17 protein-coding genes are annotated in these 15,274 nt (G+C 46.9%); 13 read left to right on the top strand and 4 right to left on the bottom strand.

Translation table 11 applies throughout. The features are described from left to right. The first annotated feature begins 26 nt into the window (after positions 1-26). Complete coding sequence (locus tag EJV45_RS10250) at positions 27-1,019, top strand: App1 family protein (RefSeq protein ID WP_129715583.1); 993 nt, start codon at positions 27-29, stop codon at positions 1,017-1,019. On the opposite strand, the gene EJV45_RS10245 is transcribed toward EJV45_RS10250, so the two are convergent. Genes EJV45_RS10245 through EJV45_RS10235 form a run of 3 tightly spaced genes read right to left on the bottom strand, consistent with a single transcriptional unit; the run spans position 1,012 to position 4,064 of the window. Then, complete coding sequence (locus EJV45_RS10245; RefSeq protein ID WP_129715582.1) at positions 1,012-1,380, bottom strand: YccF domain-containing protein; 369 nt, start codon at positions 1,378-1,380, stop codon at positions 1,012-1,014. The genes EJV45_RS10250 and EJV45_RS10245 overlap by 8 nt on opposite strands. 37 nt (positions 1,381-1,417) lie before the next feature. Further along, positions 1,418-2,617, bottom strand: coding sequence for a DUF1501 domain-containing protein (locus EJV45_RS10240; protein ID WP_129715581.1), 1,200 nt, complete (start codon positions 2,615-2,617; stop codon positions 1,418-1,420). 13 nt (positions 2,618-2,630) lie between these two features. After that, positions 2,631-4,064: a DUF1800 family protein gene (locus tag EJV45_RS10235; protein WP_240755248.1), complete on the bottom strand. Its 1,434-nt coding sequence runs from the start codon at positions 4,062-4,064 to the stop codon at positions 2,631-2,633. A gap of 73 nt (positions 4,065-4,137) precedes the next feature. On the opposite strand from EJV45_RS10235, the gene aat reads away from it, so the two are divergent. Further along, the gene (gene aat / locus EJV45_RS10230; RefSeq protein WP_129715579.1) at positions 4,138-4,776 is read left to right on the top strand and encodes a leucyl/phenylalanyl-tRNA--protein transferase; all 639 of its coding nucleotides are present in this window, start codon (positions 4,138-4,140) and stop codon (positions 4,774-4,776) included. Here aat and EJV45_RS10225 read toward each other — a convergent pair. Further along, positions 4,771-5,556: a DUF1080 domain-containing protein gene (locus EJV45_RS10225; protein ID WP_129715578.1), complete on the bottom strand. Its 786-nt coding sequence runs from the start codon at positions 5,554-5,556 to the stop codon at positions 4,771-4,773. The two genes, aat and EJV45_RS10225, sit on opposite strands and share 6 nt — an antisense overlap. Positions 5,557-5,686: 130 nt before the next feature. Between EJV45_RS10225 and EJV45_RS10220 the strand changes: the two genes are divergently transcribed. From EJV45_RS10220 to EJV45_RS10170, 11 genes are all read left to right on the top strand, one after another. Then, complete coding sequence (locus EJV45_RS10220) at positions 5,687-6,319, top strand: HAD family hydrolase (protein WP_129715577.1); 633 nt, start codon at positions 5,687-5,689, stop codon at positions 6,317-6,319. Between the two features lie 26 nt (positions 6,320-6,345). Further along, entirely contained in the window at positions 6,346-6,747 is a 402-nt protein-coding gene (locus EJV45_RS10215) for a hypothetical protein (RefSeq protein ID WP_129715576.1), read from the top strand. A gap of 267 nt (positions 6,748-7,014) precedes the next feature. Further along, positions 7,015-7,458 (top strand): 50S ribosomal protein L13, encoded by a 444-nt coding sequence (gene rplM / locus EJV45_RS10210; RefSeq protein WP_129715575.1) that lies wholly within the window; start codon positions 7,015-7,017, stop codon positions 7,456-7,458. Positions 7,459-7,461: 3 nt separating this feature from the next. Beyond that, positions 7,462-7,848, top strand: a complete 387-nt coding sequence (gene rpsI / locus EJV45_RS10205; protein WP_129715574.1) for a 30S ribosomal protein S9 — start codon at positions 7,462-7,464, stop codon at positions 7,846-7,848. 21 nt (positions 7,849-7,869) lie between these two features. Next, the gene (rpsB, locus tag EJV45_RS10200; protein WP_129715573.1) at positions 7,870-8,712 is read left to right on the top strand and encodes a 30S ribosomal protein S2; all 843 of its coding nucleotides are present in this window, start codon (positions 7,870-7,872) and stop codon (positions 8,710-8,712) included. Between the two features lie 97 nt (positions 8,713-8,809). Then, the gene (tsf, locus tag EJV45_RS10195) at positions 8,810-9,649 is read left to right on the top strand and encodes a translation elongation factor Ts (protein ID WP_129715572.1); all 840 of its coding nucleotides are present in this window, start codon (positions 8,810-8,812) and stop codon (positions 9,647-9,649) included. Between the two features lie 224 nt (positions 9,650-9,873). Further along, on the top strand, positions 9,874-10,731 hold the full coding sequence (locus EJV45_RS10190) for a M12 family metallopeptidase (RefSeq protein WP_129715571.1): 858 nt from the start codon (positions 9,874-9,876) through the stop codon (positions 10,729-10,731). A 96-nt stretch (positions 10,732-10,827) separates the two neighbouring features. Further along, positions 10,828-11,925, top strand: coding sequence for an N-acetylglucosamine-6-phosphate deacetylase (gene nagA / locus EJV45_RS10185; RefSeq protein ID WP_129715570.1), 1,098 nt, complete (start codon positions 10,828-10,830; stop codon positions 11,923-11,925). A gap of 63 nt (positions 11,926-11,988) precedes the next feature. Next, entirely contained in the window at positions 11,989-12,693 is a 705-nt protein-coding gene (gene pyrH, locus EJV45_RS10180) for a UMP kinase (protein ID WP_129715569.1), read from the top strand. Positions 12,694-12,732: 39 nt separating this feature from the next. Beyond that, on the top strand, positions 12,733-13,296 hold the full coding sequence (frr, locus tag EJV45_RS10175) for a ribosome recycling factor (RefSeq protein WP_129715568.1): 564 nt from the start codon (positions 12,733-12,735) through the stop codon (positions 13,294-13,296). 176 nt (positions 13,297-13,472) lie between these two features. Next, positions 13,473-15,224 (top strand): ABC transporter ATP-binding protein, encoded by a 1,752-nt coding sequence (locus tag EJV45_RS10170; RefSeq protein ID WP_129715567.1) that lies wholly within the window; start codon positions 13,473-13,475, stop codon positions 15,222-15,224. Positions 15,225-15,274: the final 50 nt, after the last annotated feature.

Genomic DNA, 15,274 nt, shown 5'->3' with positions numbered 1-15,274 from the left:
CCAGGATCAATAGTGTTTGCTTTTGTATGAGTGTTTCGCAACCCAGTGTAAAAGTTTATCATGGTTATGGCCACACGCACAACCTGGTGGTATACGGGCATGTTTTCAGGAAACATAGCAATCCGCGGCAAGTGTTCAGTAACAGCCTGTTTGTCAATGTCCGCCACCTGCTCAGGCTGTTTCTTGTAAAAACATGGCCATTTGTCAAGGTAAGGCTCAGATTTCGTGATCAGGAAATCTATAACCGAACAGAATACGATGGCTTTTTTAAGTTTGAGTTCAGCTCAGACACCGAAGTCAATGCCGGCTGGCACGAAGTGTTTGTCGAGGTGCTGGATGATAATGACCAGGCGCTGGCGGGAGCAAAAGGGACGATCTATGTGCCGCATGTAACACAGTATGCGTTTATTTCAGATATAGACGATACGGTTATGGTGTCGCACTCCGCAACAATTGCCCGCCGCCTGCGCGAACTGTTTATTAAAAATCCGCGCACGCGTAAAACCTTTCCGCGCACTGCCGAACACTACAAATTGTTATCAGGCGCCTATGCAAGCAGCGAAAAGCCAAACCCGTTTTTTTATGTTTCCAGCAGCGAGTGGAACCTGTACGATTACCTGGTAGAAACATTTCGCTTTAACAAGCTTCCCGAAGGGGCATTTCTGCTGAATCAGATCAAGCGCTGGAAAGATCTGGTTAAGACTGGTAAAACCGGGCATGAAGGTAAACTGGTGCGCGTACTGCGTATTTTTGATGCCTTCCCGAAACAAAAATTTATTTTTTTTGGAGATAACTCTCAGCGCGACCCCTATATCTATACGGCAATTGCTGAGAAATATCCGGATCGTGTCGCCGCGGTTTATATTCGCAACATCAGACCCGAAGTGGCAGCAGAGACGAGAGAATTGCTTGGGAAACTGACCAGCTTAGACATTCCTCATTGTCTGTTTGCCAGCAGCGAGGAGGCTATGGACCATTCGCACCGCATCGGGCTTATTGAAAACTGGCGGCTTAGCTGATTGATTTGCCAAAAGGGCTGAAGGCAAGGTTCATTAGTTTGAAATGCTGTCTGCCGAAGGGAATTCCAACAATTGTGATGCAGAATACGATGCCGAACAGGAGATGGGTAAGTGCTATCCACAGGCCGCCAAAAACCAGCCAGATGATGTTCATAACGGTAGACAGGCAACCTGTTGCTGAAGCGGTATGTGTAATCCTTACACCGAAGGGTGCAAGTCCTACAATTGCGAATTTGAAACATTGAATGCCGAACGGAATGCCAACAATGGTGAGGCAGAGCAGAAGCCCGCCGATAATGTATTCAAAAAAGATAAAAATACCGCCGAAGATAATCCAGATAACGTTGCCTAAAAAATTCATGCTCTTTTGACTGTACGGGTTATTAAAAGTTACGTCATCAGATGAAATCGAGGGTTCTGAAGCTCCTGTCAAGTACCTGGCTGTTTTCTGTATCGAGCCATTTGTGCAGTACGGTGGCATAAACCTCGCGGAAATCAATCTTGTACTTCAGGTCGCCTGCTTCAAGATCTGCCAGATCCGGTGCCTCATTAAAAATGCCTTTCCGGTTCAGGCTACCACCGAAGACAAGGATGTTATTGGCGGTGCCATGGTCGGTTCCGTTGCTGGCGTTCTGTTCTACGCGTCGTCCGAATTCAGAAAAAGTGAGCACTAGCGTGTCTGCCAGCTTATTTTTTCCCTGCAGGTCTTTCAAAAACACGTTCATGGATTCAGCATACTGTCTGAGCAGGTTTCCCTGTTGACCAATCTGGTTTACATGCGTATCGAAGCCGCTCATCGATACATAATATACGCGGGTCTGCAGGCCGGAGCAGATAAATCGTGAAACGGTTTTAAGCTGGTTGCCAAAGCCATTTGACGGATAGGTTGCCCGGGTCTGATAGATTTTCGAGGTGTTCTGGATGTAACTGGCAGACGAGGCGGTCTCGGCCATCGTTTTATACAGGTAACCCAGGTTGTTTTCGTCGAGGTGCTCCTGTTCATGGCTTATCATCCGTTTAAAAAACGGCTCATTGGTATTGCGAAACAGCGCTGCGGGATCCTTGAGGGCAATGCCTTTTTTGCTTGTGCCTTTCAATGCCAGCGATAAGGCATCATCTACTTCGATCGCTGTGTATGGATATTTACAGGTCTGGCAATTGCTGTCCAGGTACCGGCCAATCCAGCCGGTGCTGAGAAACTGGCTGGCATCGCTGCCGCTTTGCCAGATATCCATTGAACGGAAGTGTGAGCGGTCGGGGTTGGGATAACCAACACTGTTGATAACGGTCATCCAGCCGTTGTCATAGATCTCCTGCAGTGCCGACAGGTTAGGATTAAGACCCTGCATGTCATTCAGCCGGATCACTTCTTCAGGTTTGATGGCAATGTTTTTTCTCTTCTGATAGTAAATATCGCTGCCAAAAGGAACTACGGTGTTCAGGCCGTCATTTCCGCCCGAAAACTGAACGATGACAAGATTTTTATGGCGGGTCAGCTCATCAAGCGCAAGCGCTTCGAGAGGCTTAACAAAAGCGGGGATCATCCAGGCACCGGCGGTGGCGAGCGCGGTGTTTTTTAAAAAATCTCTTCGTCTCATACGCATTCAGTTTTTAACACAATTGATACTCGGGCATGCTCACCACTTCGATGGCCGTGCTGCGCAGGCCTTTATTGTCTTCAAGAAGGGCAGTGTTTTTTTCGTTCAGCCGGGGCTGAAGCAGAAAACCGGCCAGTTCAACCGGACTGATGTTTTTTGGCAGATCACGGGAAAACGCTGCCCAGTCGGGATCAGCATTAACAAACGACTTTCGTTTGGCCTTTTTTGGGTCTGCCGCCTTATTAACGGCAATAGCGGCTTCTTCTTCCGGGTCAGCCTTTCCGCTGAAATCTATTTCGCCATCATTCAGTACCAGCGATGGGATCTTCATGCGAAGCATAAGCGAGGAGCTGTCAATCCAGCTCCGTCCGCCAGGCCAGCCGGCCACATTGGGCGGATTAAACAGATACTGACCGAGGTTCTGTTGCAGCCTGATCAGCATCTTCGGATCATTGTAGCGCGTATGGAATGTGCGGCTCAGGCCAACAATCAACTCTACCGGCGATTTGATCTTATTTCCTGCGTTAGCGGGCTCGTAAAACCAGTCGGACGTGAAAAGTTTCTGCAGCATGGCGGCAATATCATACCCGGAATCGAAAAAATGACCACCCAGTTCTTTAATATGCGCGTCGTTGGGAACATCATTAACAAAGAACAGGTAAACTTTCCCGGCTATAAAATCTGCGGCTTCGCGGCGGGCCAGGATCATGTCGATGATATCTTCACCGCCAAAATTCCCGGTTTTCCCGAAAAAGGTCTTGGTTCCCGAATCATGTACTTTCGGGTTAAATTCAAAGACCCAATCCTTATTAAACATCCAGCCGGTAAATGCGCGGGCCGATTCTTTGATGTCCTGCTCCGAATACTTTCCACGACCAAGCGTGAAGAGCTCCATAAGTTCGCGCGCAAAGTTCTCATTAGGTCTTCCCTTGCGATTCTGCTGATTATTCAGGTACAGCAGCATGGCGGGCGTTTTCGATACTTCGGTAAGTAACGTTTTAAAGTTGCCAAGTGCATGACGGCGCTGAACATTATTTAGCTGCTGTGCGAAAAAAGTCGTTTCATGGCGGCAGGCAAAATGACCGTGCCAAAAAAGCGTCATCTTCTCGTGCAATGGATAACCGGAATGCATGAGTTTATCAAGCCATGCCAGGTTAAGCTGCTGGTTTTTTTCATTACGGAGCCGCAGGTATTCCTTTTTCTGTTCCTTCTCGGCTTCGGTTTGCTCTTTTTTAGCGTTTAATTCCTGCTGTTGTTGTTGCAGACGCAGGTTTTCCTGCTCAGACTGCAGCCTGATCTCATCAGGAATTTCCGGGGCTTTGATAAGACTGTCAATAACCTTGCGGTAATTTTGCCTGCTAAGCTTGTCGGCCGTCAGGTAAGAAATTCCGAAAGCTGCACGGCTGTAAAGGTGTTTGATTCTTGCAAAGCGTTCTTTCCGGTTCATAGTCAGGCAGTTTGTAGGAACAACATAAACAAAACGTCAACTTTTGCGCTTTGTTTTATTTCTACCTTTGCATATGATCTTCCAACTGGATGAAAATGACCTGCGTTTTCCTGCTCCTGCCTGGGCTGAACCCGATGGTTTGCTGGCCATTGGGGGCGATCTGAGACCTGAGCGTTTGCTCGCAGCCTATCACCTGGGCATCTTTCCCTGGTTTAGCGAAGGAGACCCTGTTTGCTGGTATGCACCGCCTGACCGGTGTGTCATCTATCCCGAACATGTAAGCGAAAGCAAAAGTATGCGACGGCTTCTTAACTCAGGTGTTTTTGAGATCAAAGTGAATACGTGCTTTGAAGAGGTCATCCGAAATTGTGCATCTATCGACCGGCAGGGCGCAACAGGTACCTGGATTACAAACGACATGCAGGCGGCCTACATCGAACTGCACCGCATGGGTTTTGCAAAAAGCATTGAAACCTGGAAGGCGGGCGTCCTGGCAGGCGGCTTATACGGGATAGAAATTAATGGGGTATTCTGCGGCGAGAGTATGTTCAGCAAGGAAAGTAACGCTTCAAAGGCAGCATTGATCTGGCTTTGCCGGAATGGCGGCCACCGCCTGGTTGATTGCCAGCTTCCAAACGACCACCTGATGAGCATGGGTGCTGAAATGATCTCCAGGGAAAAGTTCCTGGAGATCCTCAGGACTCAATTATAATTTTCTGATCCAGATATTTCTAAAGCTCACGGGTTCGCTCGGGTCGCCGTGATCCTGCAGTTTGATCGAAGCCGGTCCGTGTGCTTTATAAGCCGGGGCACCGATCCACCTGGTCTCACCTTTCAGTTCGAAGTTGTTCTGCAGCAACACGCCGTTCAGCATAACAGTAACGCGTGCCGCACTTTTCAGGCTGCCGTCTTCATTGAACTTAGGCGCAGTCCAGATAATGTCGAAATACTGCCATTCGCCAGGTTTTTTGTTTGCGTTTGCCAGCGGGATGCCTTGTTTGTACACGCTGCCTGTCTGGCCGTTCACATAAGTTTTATTGTTGTAGATATCGAGAATCTGAATTTCATAACCATCGTCTCCACCGCCGGTAGATGCGAGGAATACACCGCTGTTACCACGCGCCTGGTCTTTTCCGGTAATGTTTGATGGGATACGCCATTCAAGGTGTAACTGATAGTCAGTAAATTTCTGATTGGTTTCAATGTTGCCTGTGCCTTTTTTCACCGTAAAAAAGCCATCGTCAATGGTCCACCCGGCAGGTTTTGAAGGGTCTTTTACAGAGTGCCACTCGTCCAGGTTTTTGCCGCCGAAAAGGATAATAGCGTCAGACGGGGCGTCCTGTGGCAGATTGCCGGGTGTTACAGTCTTAGGTACAGGTTCCCAAACCTCGGTTTTTGCCGCCTCTTTAGCCGGATCATTCTTTTGCTGCGCCATAACGGTCGTTGAAATAAAAGCTGTTGCCAGCATCAAATAGACGTTTCTTGTCTTCATCAGATTTCAAAATTGTTTGTGGAAGGTAAATCTATTTAAAAAAGAGAGAGAAATTTAAAATGGCACGTTTTATTTACATTGCACACCCTGCCAGCTATTAACAAAACAAGCTAAACACAAATTTATTGTTATGCAAAAGACGATCTTTTTTATTGACCTAGATAACACAGTTTATTTTACTGCACCTCATACTCAGCAGCTGCTTGGCGAATTGTACGATTTTCTGGATGGCCAGGAACTGGGGATATCTCCCGATCAGCTGGAAAGTGCCAGGAAGGAGATGCTCCACACGCCTTTTCAGCGTGTTGCAGAAAAGTACGGCTTTGACCGGGAGGAAGCAGCAAAGACCGTCTCTTTTTTACAGCAGGGTGAGGTGCGTGCACCGCTGGCCGTTCATGAAGAATATATATACCTGAAGCAGCTCCACGGCAGAAAATTTATCGTTACAGCGGGCTTTACACGTAAACAGCAGTCGAAAGTAATCATGCTTGGTATCAAAGATGATTTCGAAGATGTTTATGTGGTGGATGTCTCCATCAAACCCGAAACAAAAAAGGACGCTTTTCTGGCGCTGATTACGCGGCACGAACTTGACCCTTCTCGAATCCTGGTTATTGGCGATGATGCAGAATCAGAGATCAGGGCAGGCCTGGATCTTGGCCTGGAAACTTTTTTGTTTGATCCTGACGGCCGGTATCCCGATTCGCCAACCACCTATCGTGGCGCCAGCCTGAAAGACATTGGTGCTGCCGCCGGACAGTAAATCCAAACAAAAAATGAAGGGGCCTGTTGACAAAACAAATCTTTGCCCTGATCATGAAACGTGTTTTTGCCTGCCTGACCCTGCTTGCAGGCATGATCTATCTTCTCTTTTATATCCATGAAACCACCCGGTGGCCGGTTTGGGGGGCTATAGTAGCCGGCGTTGTGGCAGCTGTGCTGGTGTTTGTTGAAGAAAGCAATAACGCCATATTAAAAGCCATGCGCGTAATTGCCGGCATTGCCGGATTGCCCGGAGCAGTCTATCTGAACTACCTGAGCTGGAACCTGTATACGAGTGTGCTGACACATGGTTATCTTGAAAGTGCGCTGGTTATGCTCTTTGTGCTGCGTCTGATTGTGTTGGTTGGTCTCGGCGGTATGCTATTGGCCGGGCTGCGCGGCAGGGGGCGGCTGCAGGATCTTCCCTGAAAGAAAGCACTGCGCTGCGTTCGTTAAGCCCGATTGAAGCGGAAAGCCCGCATGGCTTGCGCAGTGCCTGCGGCTTGAAGTGTAAAGCGGGGCAGCAGATGTGAGGATCAGTTCAGCACCCTTCCTGATACTTCAAACTAGAGGAAAGTATAAGCCCGGCAAAAAAATTAAACGGCAACTCTTTGATACTAAAAGTATTTCATCTATCTTTGCAGTCCCCAAAAAAGCGGGGAAATAAATAATTGTTACATAATTAAATACAAGCAAGTGAATACGTTAAGTTACAAAACTGTCTCTGCCAATACTAAAACTGTTAACAAACAGTGGGTAGTAGTTGATGCCCAGGGCGAGATTTTGGGGCGCTTGTCTTCGAAGATTGCAATGATCATTCGTGGAAAAAACAAGCCAGAGTACACCCCACACGTAGACTGCGGTGATAATGTGATTGTTATCAATGCAGACAAGGTTAAACTGACCGGAAACAAGTTCAGCGAAAAAGAATACATTCGCTATACAGGTTATCCAGGTGGTCAGCGTTTCATTTCTCCAAAAGAGTTAATGGCAAAACACCCTGAGCGTGTAATCGAGAAAGCCGTTCGCGGTATGTTACCAAAGAACAAACTTGGTGCTAAATTGTACAAAAATCTTTTTGTATATGCTGGTGAAACTCATCCGCATGAGGCACAATCTCCAACAACCATTAAACTTTAAGAAATGTCAACTACAAATACTTCAGGAAGAAGAAAAACTGCAGTTGCCCGTATCTATCTGACAGACGGCAACGGTACCATCACTGTGAATGGTAAAGATCACAAAGAATATTTCCCAACCCTTCCCCTTCAATATATTGTAAATCAAAGTATTGAAGTGGCTGAACTTACCGGTCGTTATGACGTGACTGTAAATGTTCAGGGCGGAGGAATCAAAGGACAAGCAGAAGCTGTTCGTCTGGCAATTGCCAAAGCTATTGTTGAACTCGATGCGGAGAAAAAACCTGCATTACGCGCCAAAGGCCTCATGACACGCGATATGCGTATGGTTGAGCGTAAGAAACCAGGACGTGCGAAAGCCCGTAAACGCTTCCAATTCAGTAAACGTTAATCGACAAAGGAGAACAAAACAATGGCTAGAACAACATATCAAGACTTATTGGATGCAGGTGTACACTTTGGTCACCTCACCCGTAAATGGAACCCAAAAATGGCGCCCTACATTTTCATGGAGCGCAATGGTATCCACATTATTGACTTAAATAAAACCCTTACCAAAACTGAAGAAGCTGCTTCTGCGATCAAACAAATCGTAAAATCAGGTCGTAAAGTTTTGTTCGTATCAACCAAGAAACAGGCAAAAGGTATCGTGGCTGAGCAGGCTAAGAAAGTAAACATGCCGTTTGTTACTGAGCGTTGGTTAGGTGGTATGCTTACCAACTTTGCAACTGTTCGCAAATCGATCAAAAAGATGGCGAACATCGACAAAATGACTAAAGACGGTACTTACGCGATCCTTTCTAAAAAAGAGCGTCTGATGATTCAGCGTGAGCGTATCAAGTTGGAGTCACTGTTGGGTGGTATTGCTGACCTGAACCGTTTGCCGGCTGCATTGTTCCTGATCGACGTAAAGAAAGAGCACATTGCTGTTACTGAAGCGTTGAAGCTGAACATCCCGACTTTCGCGATGGTAGATACAAACTCTGACCCTTCAAACATCGATTTCCCTATCCCGGCGAATGATGATGCAACCAAGTCTATCACCCTGATCACTGACATCATCGTTAAAGCGATTGAAGAAGGATTGGAAGAGCGCAAACGCGACAAAGAAGACGAGGCAGAAAAAGAAGCTGTAGCTGCAAAAGCTGCTGCTGATGCTCCTGAAGTAAAAGAGCCAAGAAGAAAAGGAGAAGCTGCGGAAACTGCTGTAGAAGATACAACTGACACTGCAGAAGAAACAAAAACAGAAGAGTAATTAATCACGTTGTGGGTTACGGGTTCTGTGTTGCGGTTCTGCTTCAGCACGAAACTCCTAACCCATAACTTTTTATAAAAAAATAACAAAGAAAGACATGTCTACAATACAGATCTCAGCTGCAGACGTAAACAAGCTGCGCCAGCAAACCGGCGCAGGCATGATGGATTGTAAGAAAGCATTGACAGAGGCTAACGGCGATTTCGAAGCTGCCGTTGATTATCTGCGTAAAAAAGGCGCTAAAGTTGCTGCCAGCCGTCAGGACCGTGAGTCGAATGAAGGCGTTGTGATTGCGAAAGCAACTGCAGATGGCAAACGCGGCGTTGTTCTCGAGCTGAACTGCGAGACTGACTTCGTAGCGAAAAATGCTGACTTCGTTGCCTTAGGTAACAAATTCGCAGACATCGCGATCGAAAAAAATCCTGCAACGCTTGAAGAACTGCTGGCTCTTGAAGTAGATGGCGCAAAGGTTTCTGACCTGATCATTGACAATACCGGTAAAATCGGTGAGAAACTTGGTATCTCTAAATACGAAGTTGTGTCTGGTGATAAAGTTGTTCCTTACATTCACGGAAACTACCGCCTCGGTGTACTTGTTGCCCTGAACCAGGATGCAGCGGGTGTTGAAGAAGCTGGTAAAGACGTTGCAATGCAAATTGCTGCAATGAATCCGGTTGCCCTTGACAAAGCAGACGTTGATCCGCACACGATTGAGCGTGAAATCGAAATTGCAAAAGAGCAGATCCGTGCAGAAGGTAAACCAGAAGAAATGGTTGAGAAAATTGCAACTGGTAAACTCAACAAATTTTACAAAGACAGCACCCTGCTGAACCAGGAGTTTGTAAAAGATGGTTCAAAAGACGTTCGTAAATTCCTCGACGAAACCTCAAAAGGTCTGACTGTAACCGCTTTCAAACGCGTACAACTCGGCGCATAACTGCGTTCTTTAAATATTTAAAGCCCGGCAATTTGCCGGGCTTTTTTTGTTTTAAATGGCGGGCGTCGGTAGTCAATCAGCTTATCTGACTTATATTCAGTGCCTTGTTATTGAATTTCTTACAACAAAAAGGAGTGAGCCTGTTTTTTGAATAATATATGGATTGGTTTTTGAGTTTTTAGATTGTCAGCTTTTCCTGACAAACATTTACCAAAACTACCTCTATGAAAGCAAATCACATTTTAATCCCGCTGTATGCCGGCATGGTTCTTATCGCGGCATGTAAGAAGGACAGCAGCGCAGACCTGCCTGCTGAAGAAACAACTGCTACGGCAGACACCACCATGGTTATGGCAGATGGCAATCCCGGCGAGAACGGTATTGTAAAAAGTGCCTATCTCAATGGCGAACTGGTTACCTATACAGATTTTGGCGGCGAGCTCGTGCTTGAAGGCGACATGATTTTACGCGATTCGATGCTGAGTCAAAACGGGATCGGTACCCAGACAACCGGCTTCCGCGATCGGCAGTGGAAGAACAAGACGGTTTACTACGTCATCGCAGACGAGCTGCCTAAGAAAGAACGCGTGCGAAATGCGATTAACCACTGGGAGCAAAATACACCTATCCGTTTTGTGAAACGGACAAACCAGCGGGATTATGTGGCATTTGTCAGGGGAACAGGGTGTTCAGCCGATCTGGGCCATCAGGGTGGCCGTCAGGTTGTGAAGCTTGCCGGTAATTGCAACGTAGGTACAACTATTCACGAAATCGGGCATGCTATTGGCCTGCTGCACGAGCATACCCGCACTGACCAGGAAGATTTTGTAAAGATCAAATGGGCCAACATTCAGCAGGATAAAAAACATAATTTCAGAAAATGGAGTCACTGGAATTACAACGGGTTTAATATGGGTAACCGGATGGATTTTCAATCGGTCATGATGTACCACTCTTGGTCGTTTGCTATTGATCCGAATAAGCCAACCCTCACCAAGCTCGACGGAACAACATTCAGCGGTGGCAACCGGCTTTCAGACAAAGATATAGCCACGGTAAAGAAAATGTACGCAAATGAATAACCTGAGCTCCCGGAAACGGGAGCTTTTTTATTTAACGCTGACCGGGAAGCTTAACGCCCCGGGCAATTCTGCTTTTTTTTCTATCTTTCATGCACCATGCTTGCCCTGAAAAATTTTAATATCCCCGGTTCACAGTCAGCTTCCGCTGGCCGGCACCTGATTATTCGTGACGGAAAAATTGACCGATTTATAGATGAGCTGCCTTCAGGCGCGTCAGCGGTCGACTGTAAAGGCGCGTGGTTAAGCCCGGGAATGATTGATCTGCAGATCTATGGCGCAGGCGGGAGGCTGTTCTCAGCCAACCCAGGTACCGAAAACCTTCGGATTATAGAAAACGCACTGCTGCAGCAGGGAACAACCGGTTTTCTTATTTGTGTTGCCACCAATAGCGATGAGATTGTTTACCGCAGTCTCGATGCGCTGAAAGCTTACCGGGGCGAGGCCAAAAACTGTCTTGGCATTCACCTGGAAGGTCCGTTCCTTAATCCAAAGAAACGCGGCGCACACATCGAAAAGTTGATCAGGAAAGCTACGCTTGATGAAGTAAAGAAGCTGGTGGAGTACGGAGATGGCGTAATCCGTATGATGACCATTGCCGCGGAACTCCAGGATGACGAGGTGTTGACTTACCTTGCTGAACAGGACATCCTGCTATCGTTGGGCCATAGTGATGCAGGTTTTGAGGAGGCTACGCGCGCTTATAACCGGGGCTTCGCCACGACGACACACCTCTTTAATGCCATGAGCCCCATTCAGCACCGCGCGCCAGGAATTCCGGTTGCCGTGTACAGACATCCATCAGCAATGGCAAGTATCATCGCAGACGGTTATCATGTAGATTTTGAGGTGGTACGAATGGCCAAAGACCTGCTTAAAGATCGGCTGTTTCTTATTACCGATGCTGTTACGGCCTGTAGCGAAGGGCCTTACCAGCATCATGAAAAGGATGGACGTTTCCTCATGCCTGATGGTACATTGTCGGGTTCAGCGCTTACGATGCCTGAAGCAGTTAAAAACTGTGTGCAGTACTGCGGCATAGCGCTTGATGAGGCGATCCGGATGGCCACGCTATACCCGGCGCGGCTTGCGGGTTTACTTGCAGGAAGTCTTGCCCCTGGCATGCCTGCAGATCTAATATTACTGAATGATGCCCTCGATTTGCAGGCAGTGATTTATCGCGGCGAGCTCATTTGAGACCAGCCGGGTCTTAATCGATTTTTTTTGATATTTTTGCGCGGCTAAATTTTACATTCATAGATGAAATACAAACGGATACTTCTGAAACTGAGCGGCGAATCGCTTATGGGCGATAAGCAATACGGCATTGACAATGACCGCGTAAACCAATACGCGAGCGATATCAAAGCCGTTCATGACAAAGGCCTTGAAGTTGCTATTGTTATTGGCGGCGGCAACATTTTCAGAGGGCTTAGCGCTGAAAAATCAGGAATGGACCGTGCCCAGGCAGATTACATGGGCATGCTTGCTACCGTGATCAATTCTATGGCGCTGCAGGATGCGCTTGAAAAACATGGCCTCAAAACACGACTGCTCACAGCCATCAAAATGGAGCAGATCTGTGAACCGTTTATCAGAAGACGCGCAGTAAGACATCTTGAAAAAGGCCGCGTTGTAATCTTTGGCGCCGGGACCGGTAATCCATACTTTACTACCGACTCAGCAGCAGCACTCCGCGCAATAGAAATCAAAGCAGATGTTGTTCTGAAAGGAACCCGTGTTGATGGCATTTACACCGCTGATCCGGAAAAATATCCGAACGCCGTTCGTTATGATGAAATCAGTTTTAAAGAAGTATACGCACGTAACCTCAATGTGATGGATATGACCGCGTTTACGCTTTGCGAGGAAAACCAATTGCCGATCATTGTGTTCGACATGAATAAAACCGGTAACTTCCTAAAAATTGCCGGCGGTGAGGCAATCGGTACGCTGGTAAAATAAATTATAGCGAATGTATATTTTTGTAAAAACACTGAAGATATGAACGACCTGATAAAGAAACAATTGGACGAAGCCCGTCAGGCAATGGATAAGGCGATTGACCATTGCGAATCTGAGCTGACAAAAATACGTGCAGGGAAAGCATCTGCAGGAATGCTGGAGGGCATTTTTGTAGACTATTATGGCAACGCAACACCGCTTTCACAGGTTGCAAGCATTAATACGCCCGATGCGCGTACCCTTTTGCTTCAGCCCTGGGAAAAAACGCTGCTTGTACCAATTGAACGCGCTATCCAGGAAGCGAACATCGGTTTAAATCCGCAGAATGACGGCGTGGTTATCCGTCTGGTTGTACCGCCGCTAACCGAAGAGCGCCGGAAAGACCTCGTGAAAAAAGTAAAAGAAGAAGCCGAACGCGGTCGTGTAACGGTACGGAACATTCGTAAGGATGCTAACGAAAAGATTAAAAAGCTAAAGGGCGAAAGCGTATCTGATGACGAAATTAAAACTGGCGAAGCTGAAGTACAAAAGTTGACCGATGCATACATTATCAAGGTTGATAAACATGCCGAAGCCAAAGAGAAAGATATCATGACCGTTTAGTCAAAAACATAACGGTGTCAAATTGATGCCGCCGTGAAAGGGAATGAACGCAAGTTCGTTCCCTTTTTCTATTTTTGATGGCCTTCTTTTTGCCGGTATGGCACCTGCATCCCGAAGGAAGCGTATCCGTAACCTGACTGCTTCCGGTCGCGCCGTTAACAAAACAAATTTGCGGAATGAAAATCCTTTTTAGCTACCTCAAAAATTATAAATGGCTGATCGGACTGGCTTTGCTGCTGGCGGCCATCAACCAGGTCTTCTCCTTTCTGGACCCTTATGTGTTCAGGCTGATCATTGACAAGTACGTTACCAATTACAAGAATTATACGACAGGCGAATTTATTCGTGGTGCAGGCATTCTGATTCTCCTTGCCATGGGCGCCGCAATGGTTTCGCGCATTGCCAAAAACTTTCAGGATTACTATGTAAATGTCATTACCCAGCGGCTTGGCGCGAAGATTTATTCAGACGGTCTTGCGCATTCCCTGGAACTTCCTTACCAGGTTTTCGAAGATCAGCGAAGCGGCGAAACGCTTGGTATTTTACAAAAGGTACGCATTGATACAGAAAAGCTTATTCAGCTGGCTATTAATGTGTTGTTTACAAGTATTATTGGGATTGTGTTTGTTACCGTTTATGCGGTAACGGTTTATTGGCTTATTGCTGTTGTTTATTTCTCAGCGATTCCATTGCTTGGCATTCTGAGTTCTGTCCTGAGCAAGCGTATAAAAAAAGTTCAGAAAAGCATTGTGTCAGAAACGACGGCTCTCGCCGGATCCACAACCGAGTCGCTCCGCAATATTGAACTTGTGAAAAGCCTCGGCCTGGCTCAGCAGGAGATCGGCAGGTTGAATACAACCACAACAAAGATCCTGGGGCTTGAGCTGAAAAAAGTAAAGTATGTGCGCAGCCTGAGTTTTATCCAGGGAACGTTTGTAAACCTGCTTCGTAACGGGTTGCTCTTTCTTATGATGTACCTGATCTTTGCCGGGACGATCACCGTTGGCGAGTTCTTTTCGCTGTTTATTTATTCATTTTTTATTTTCGGACCGCTTCAGGAGCTGGGTAATATTATTAATGTTTATCGGGAGACCGAGGTTTCGCTCAATAATTTTGAAGCAATCATGAGCAGGCCAAAAGATGCTAAACCGGCCAATCCGAGACATATTGAGCATATTGCCAGGCTTGAGTTTGAGCAGGTTGGGTTCAAACACCAAAGCGCGAACAAAAATGCGCTTGAGCAGATCAGTTTTGCTGTGAAGACAGGCGAGACCATAGCATTTGTTGGTCCGTCGGGTGCAGGAAAAACCACACTTGTGAAACTTCTGGTTGGTTTATACCAGCCTAAGATAGGCAAAGTGCTTTACAACGGCATTGACAGTGCAGACATTGATCTTGATGAACTCAGGGAGAAAATTGGCTTTGTAACGCAGGATACGCAGCTGTTTTCGGGAACGATAAGGGAGAACCTGCTGTTTGTAAACCCATCAGCATCAGACGAGGATTGCATGCGCGTCCTGCATCAGGCTGCCTGCCAAAACTTGCTGGCACGGGCTGAAAAAGGCCTCGATACCGTGATTGGGGAAGGCGGGGTAAAGGTCTCTGGCGGAGAAAAACAACGTTTGTCTATCGCAAGAGCCTTGCTGCGTAAGCCTGACATCCTGGTGTTTGATGAAGCTACCTCATCACTTGATTCCATCACTGAAGAGGAGATCACATCGACAATCCGTAACGTGTCTGATATGACAGATCACATCACAATCCTCATTGCGCACAGATTGTCTACAATCAGACATGCTGACCGGATCTATGTGTTGGAGAAGGGACATATTGTTGAATCAGGAACGCATCAGGCGCTGATTGATAAAAACGGATTATATCAGGCTATGTGGCGTCAGCAGATTGGAGAGCAAACGGAGCTGGCATAGGGAGTCTGATTCAACGCAATTTTCGGTAGAAAGGCATGCGACTCCTAAAC

It is taken from the genome of Pedobacter sp. SYP-B3415 (assembly GCF_004138205.1).
GTDB lineage: Bacteria > Bacteroidota > Bacteroidia > Sphingobacteriales > Sphingobacteriaceae > Pedobacter.
Note: the sequence above shows the minus strand (reverse complement) of the source record. Positions and strands in the feature narration are given on the sequence as shown.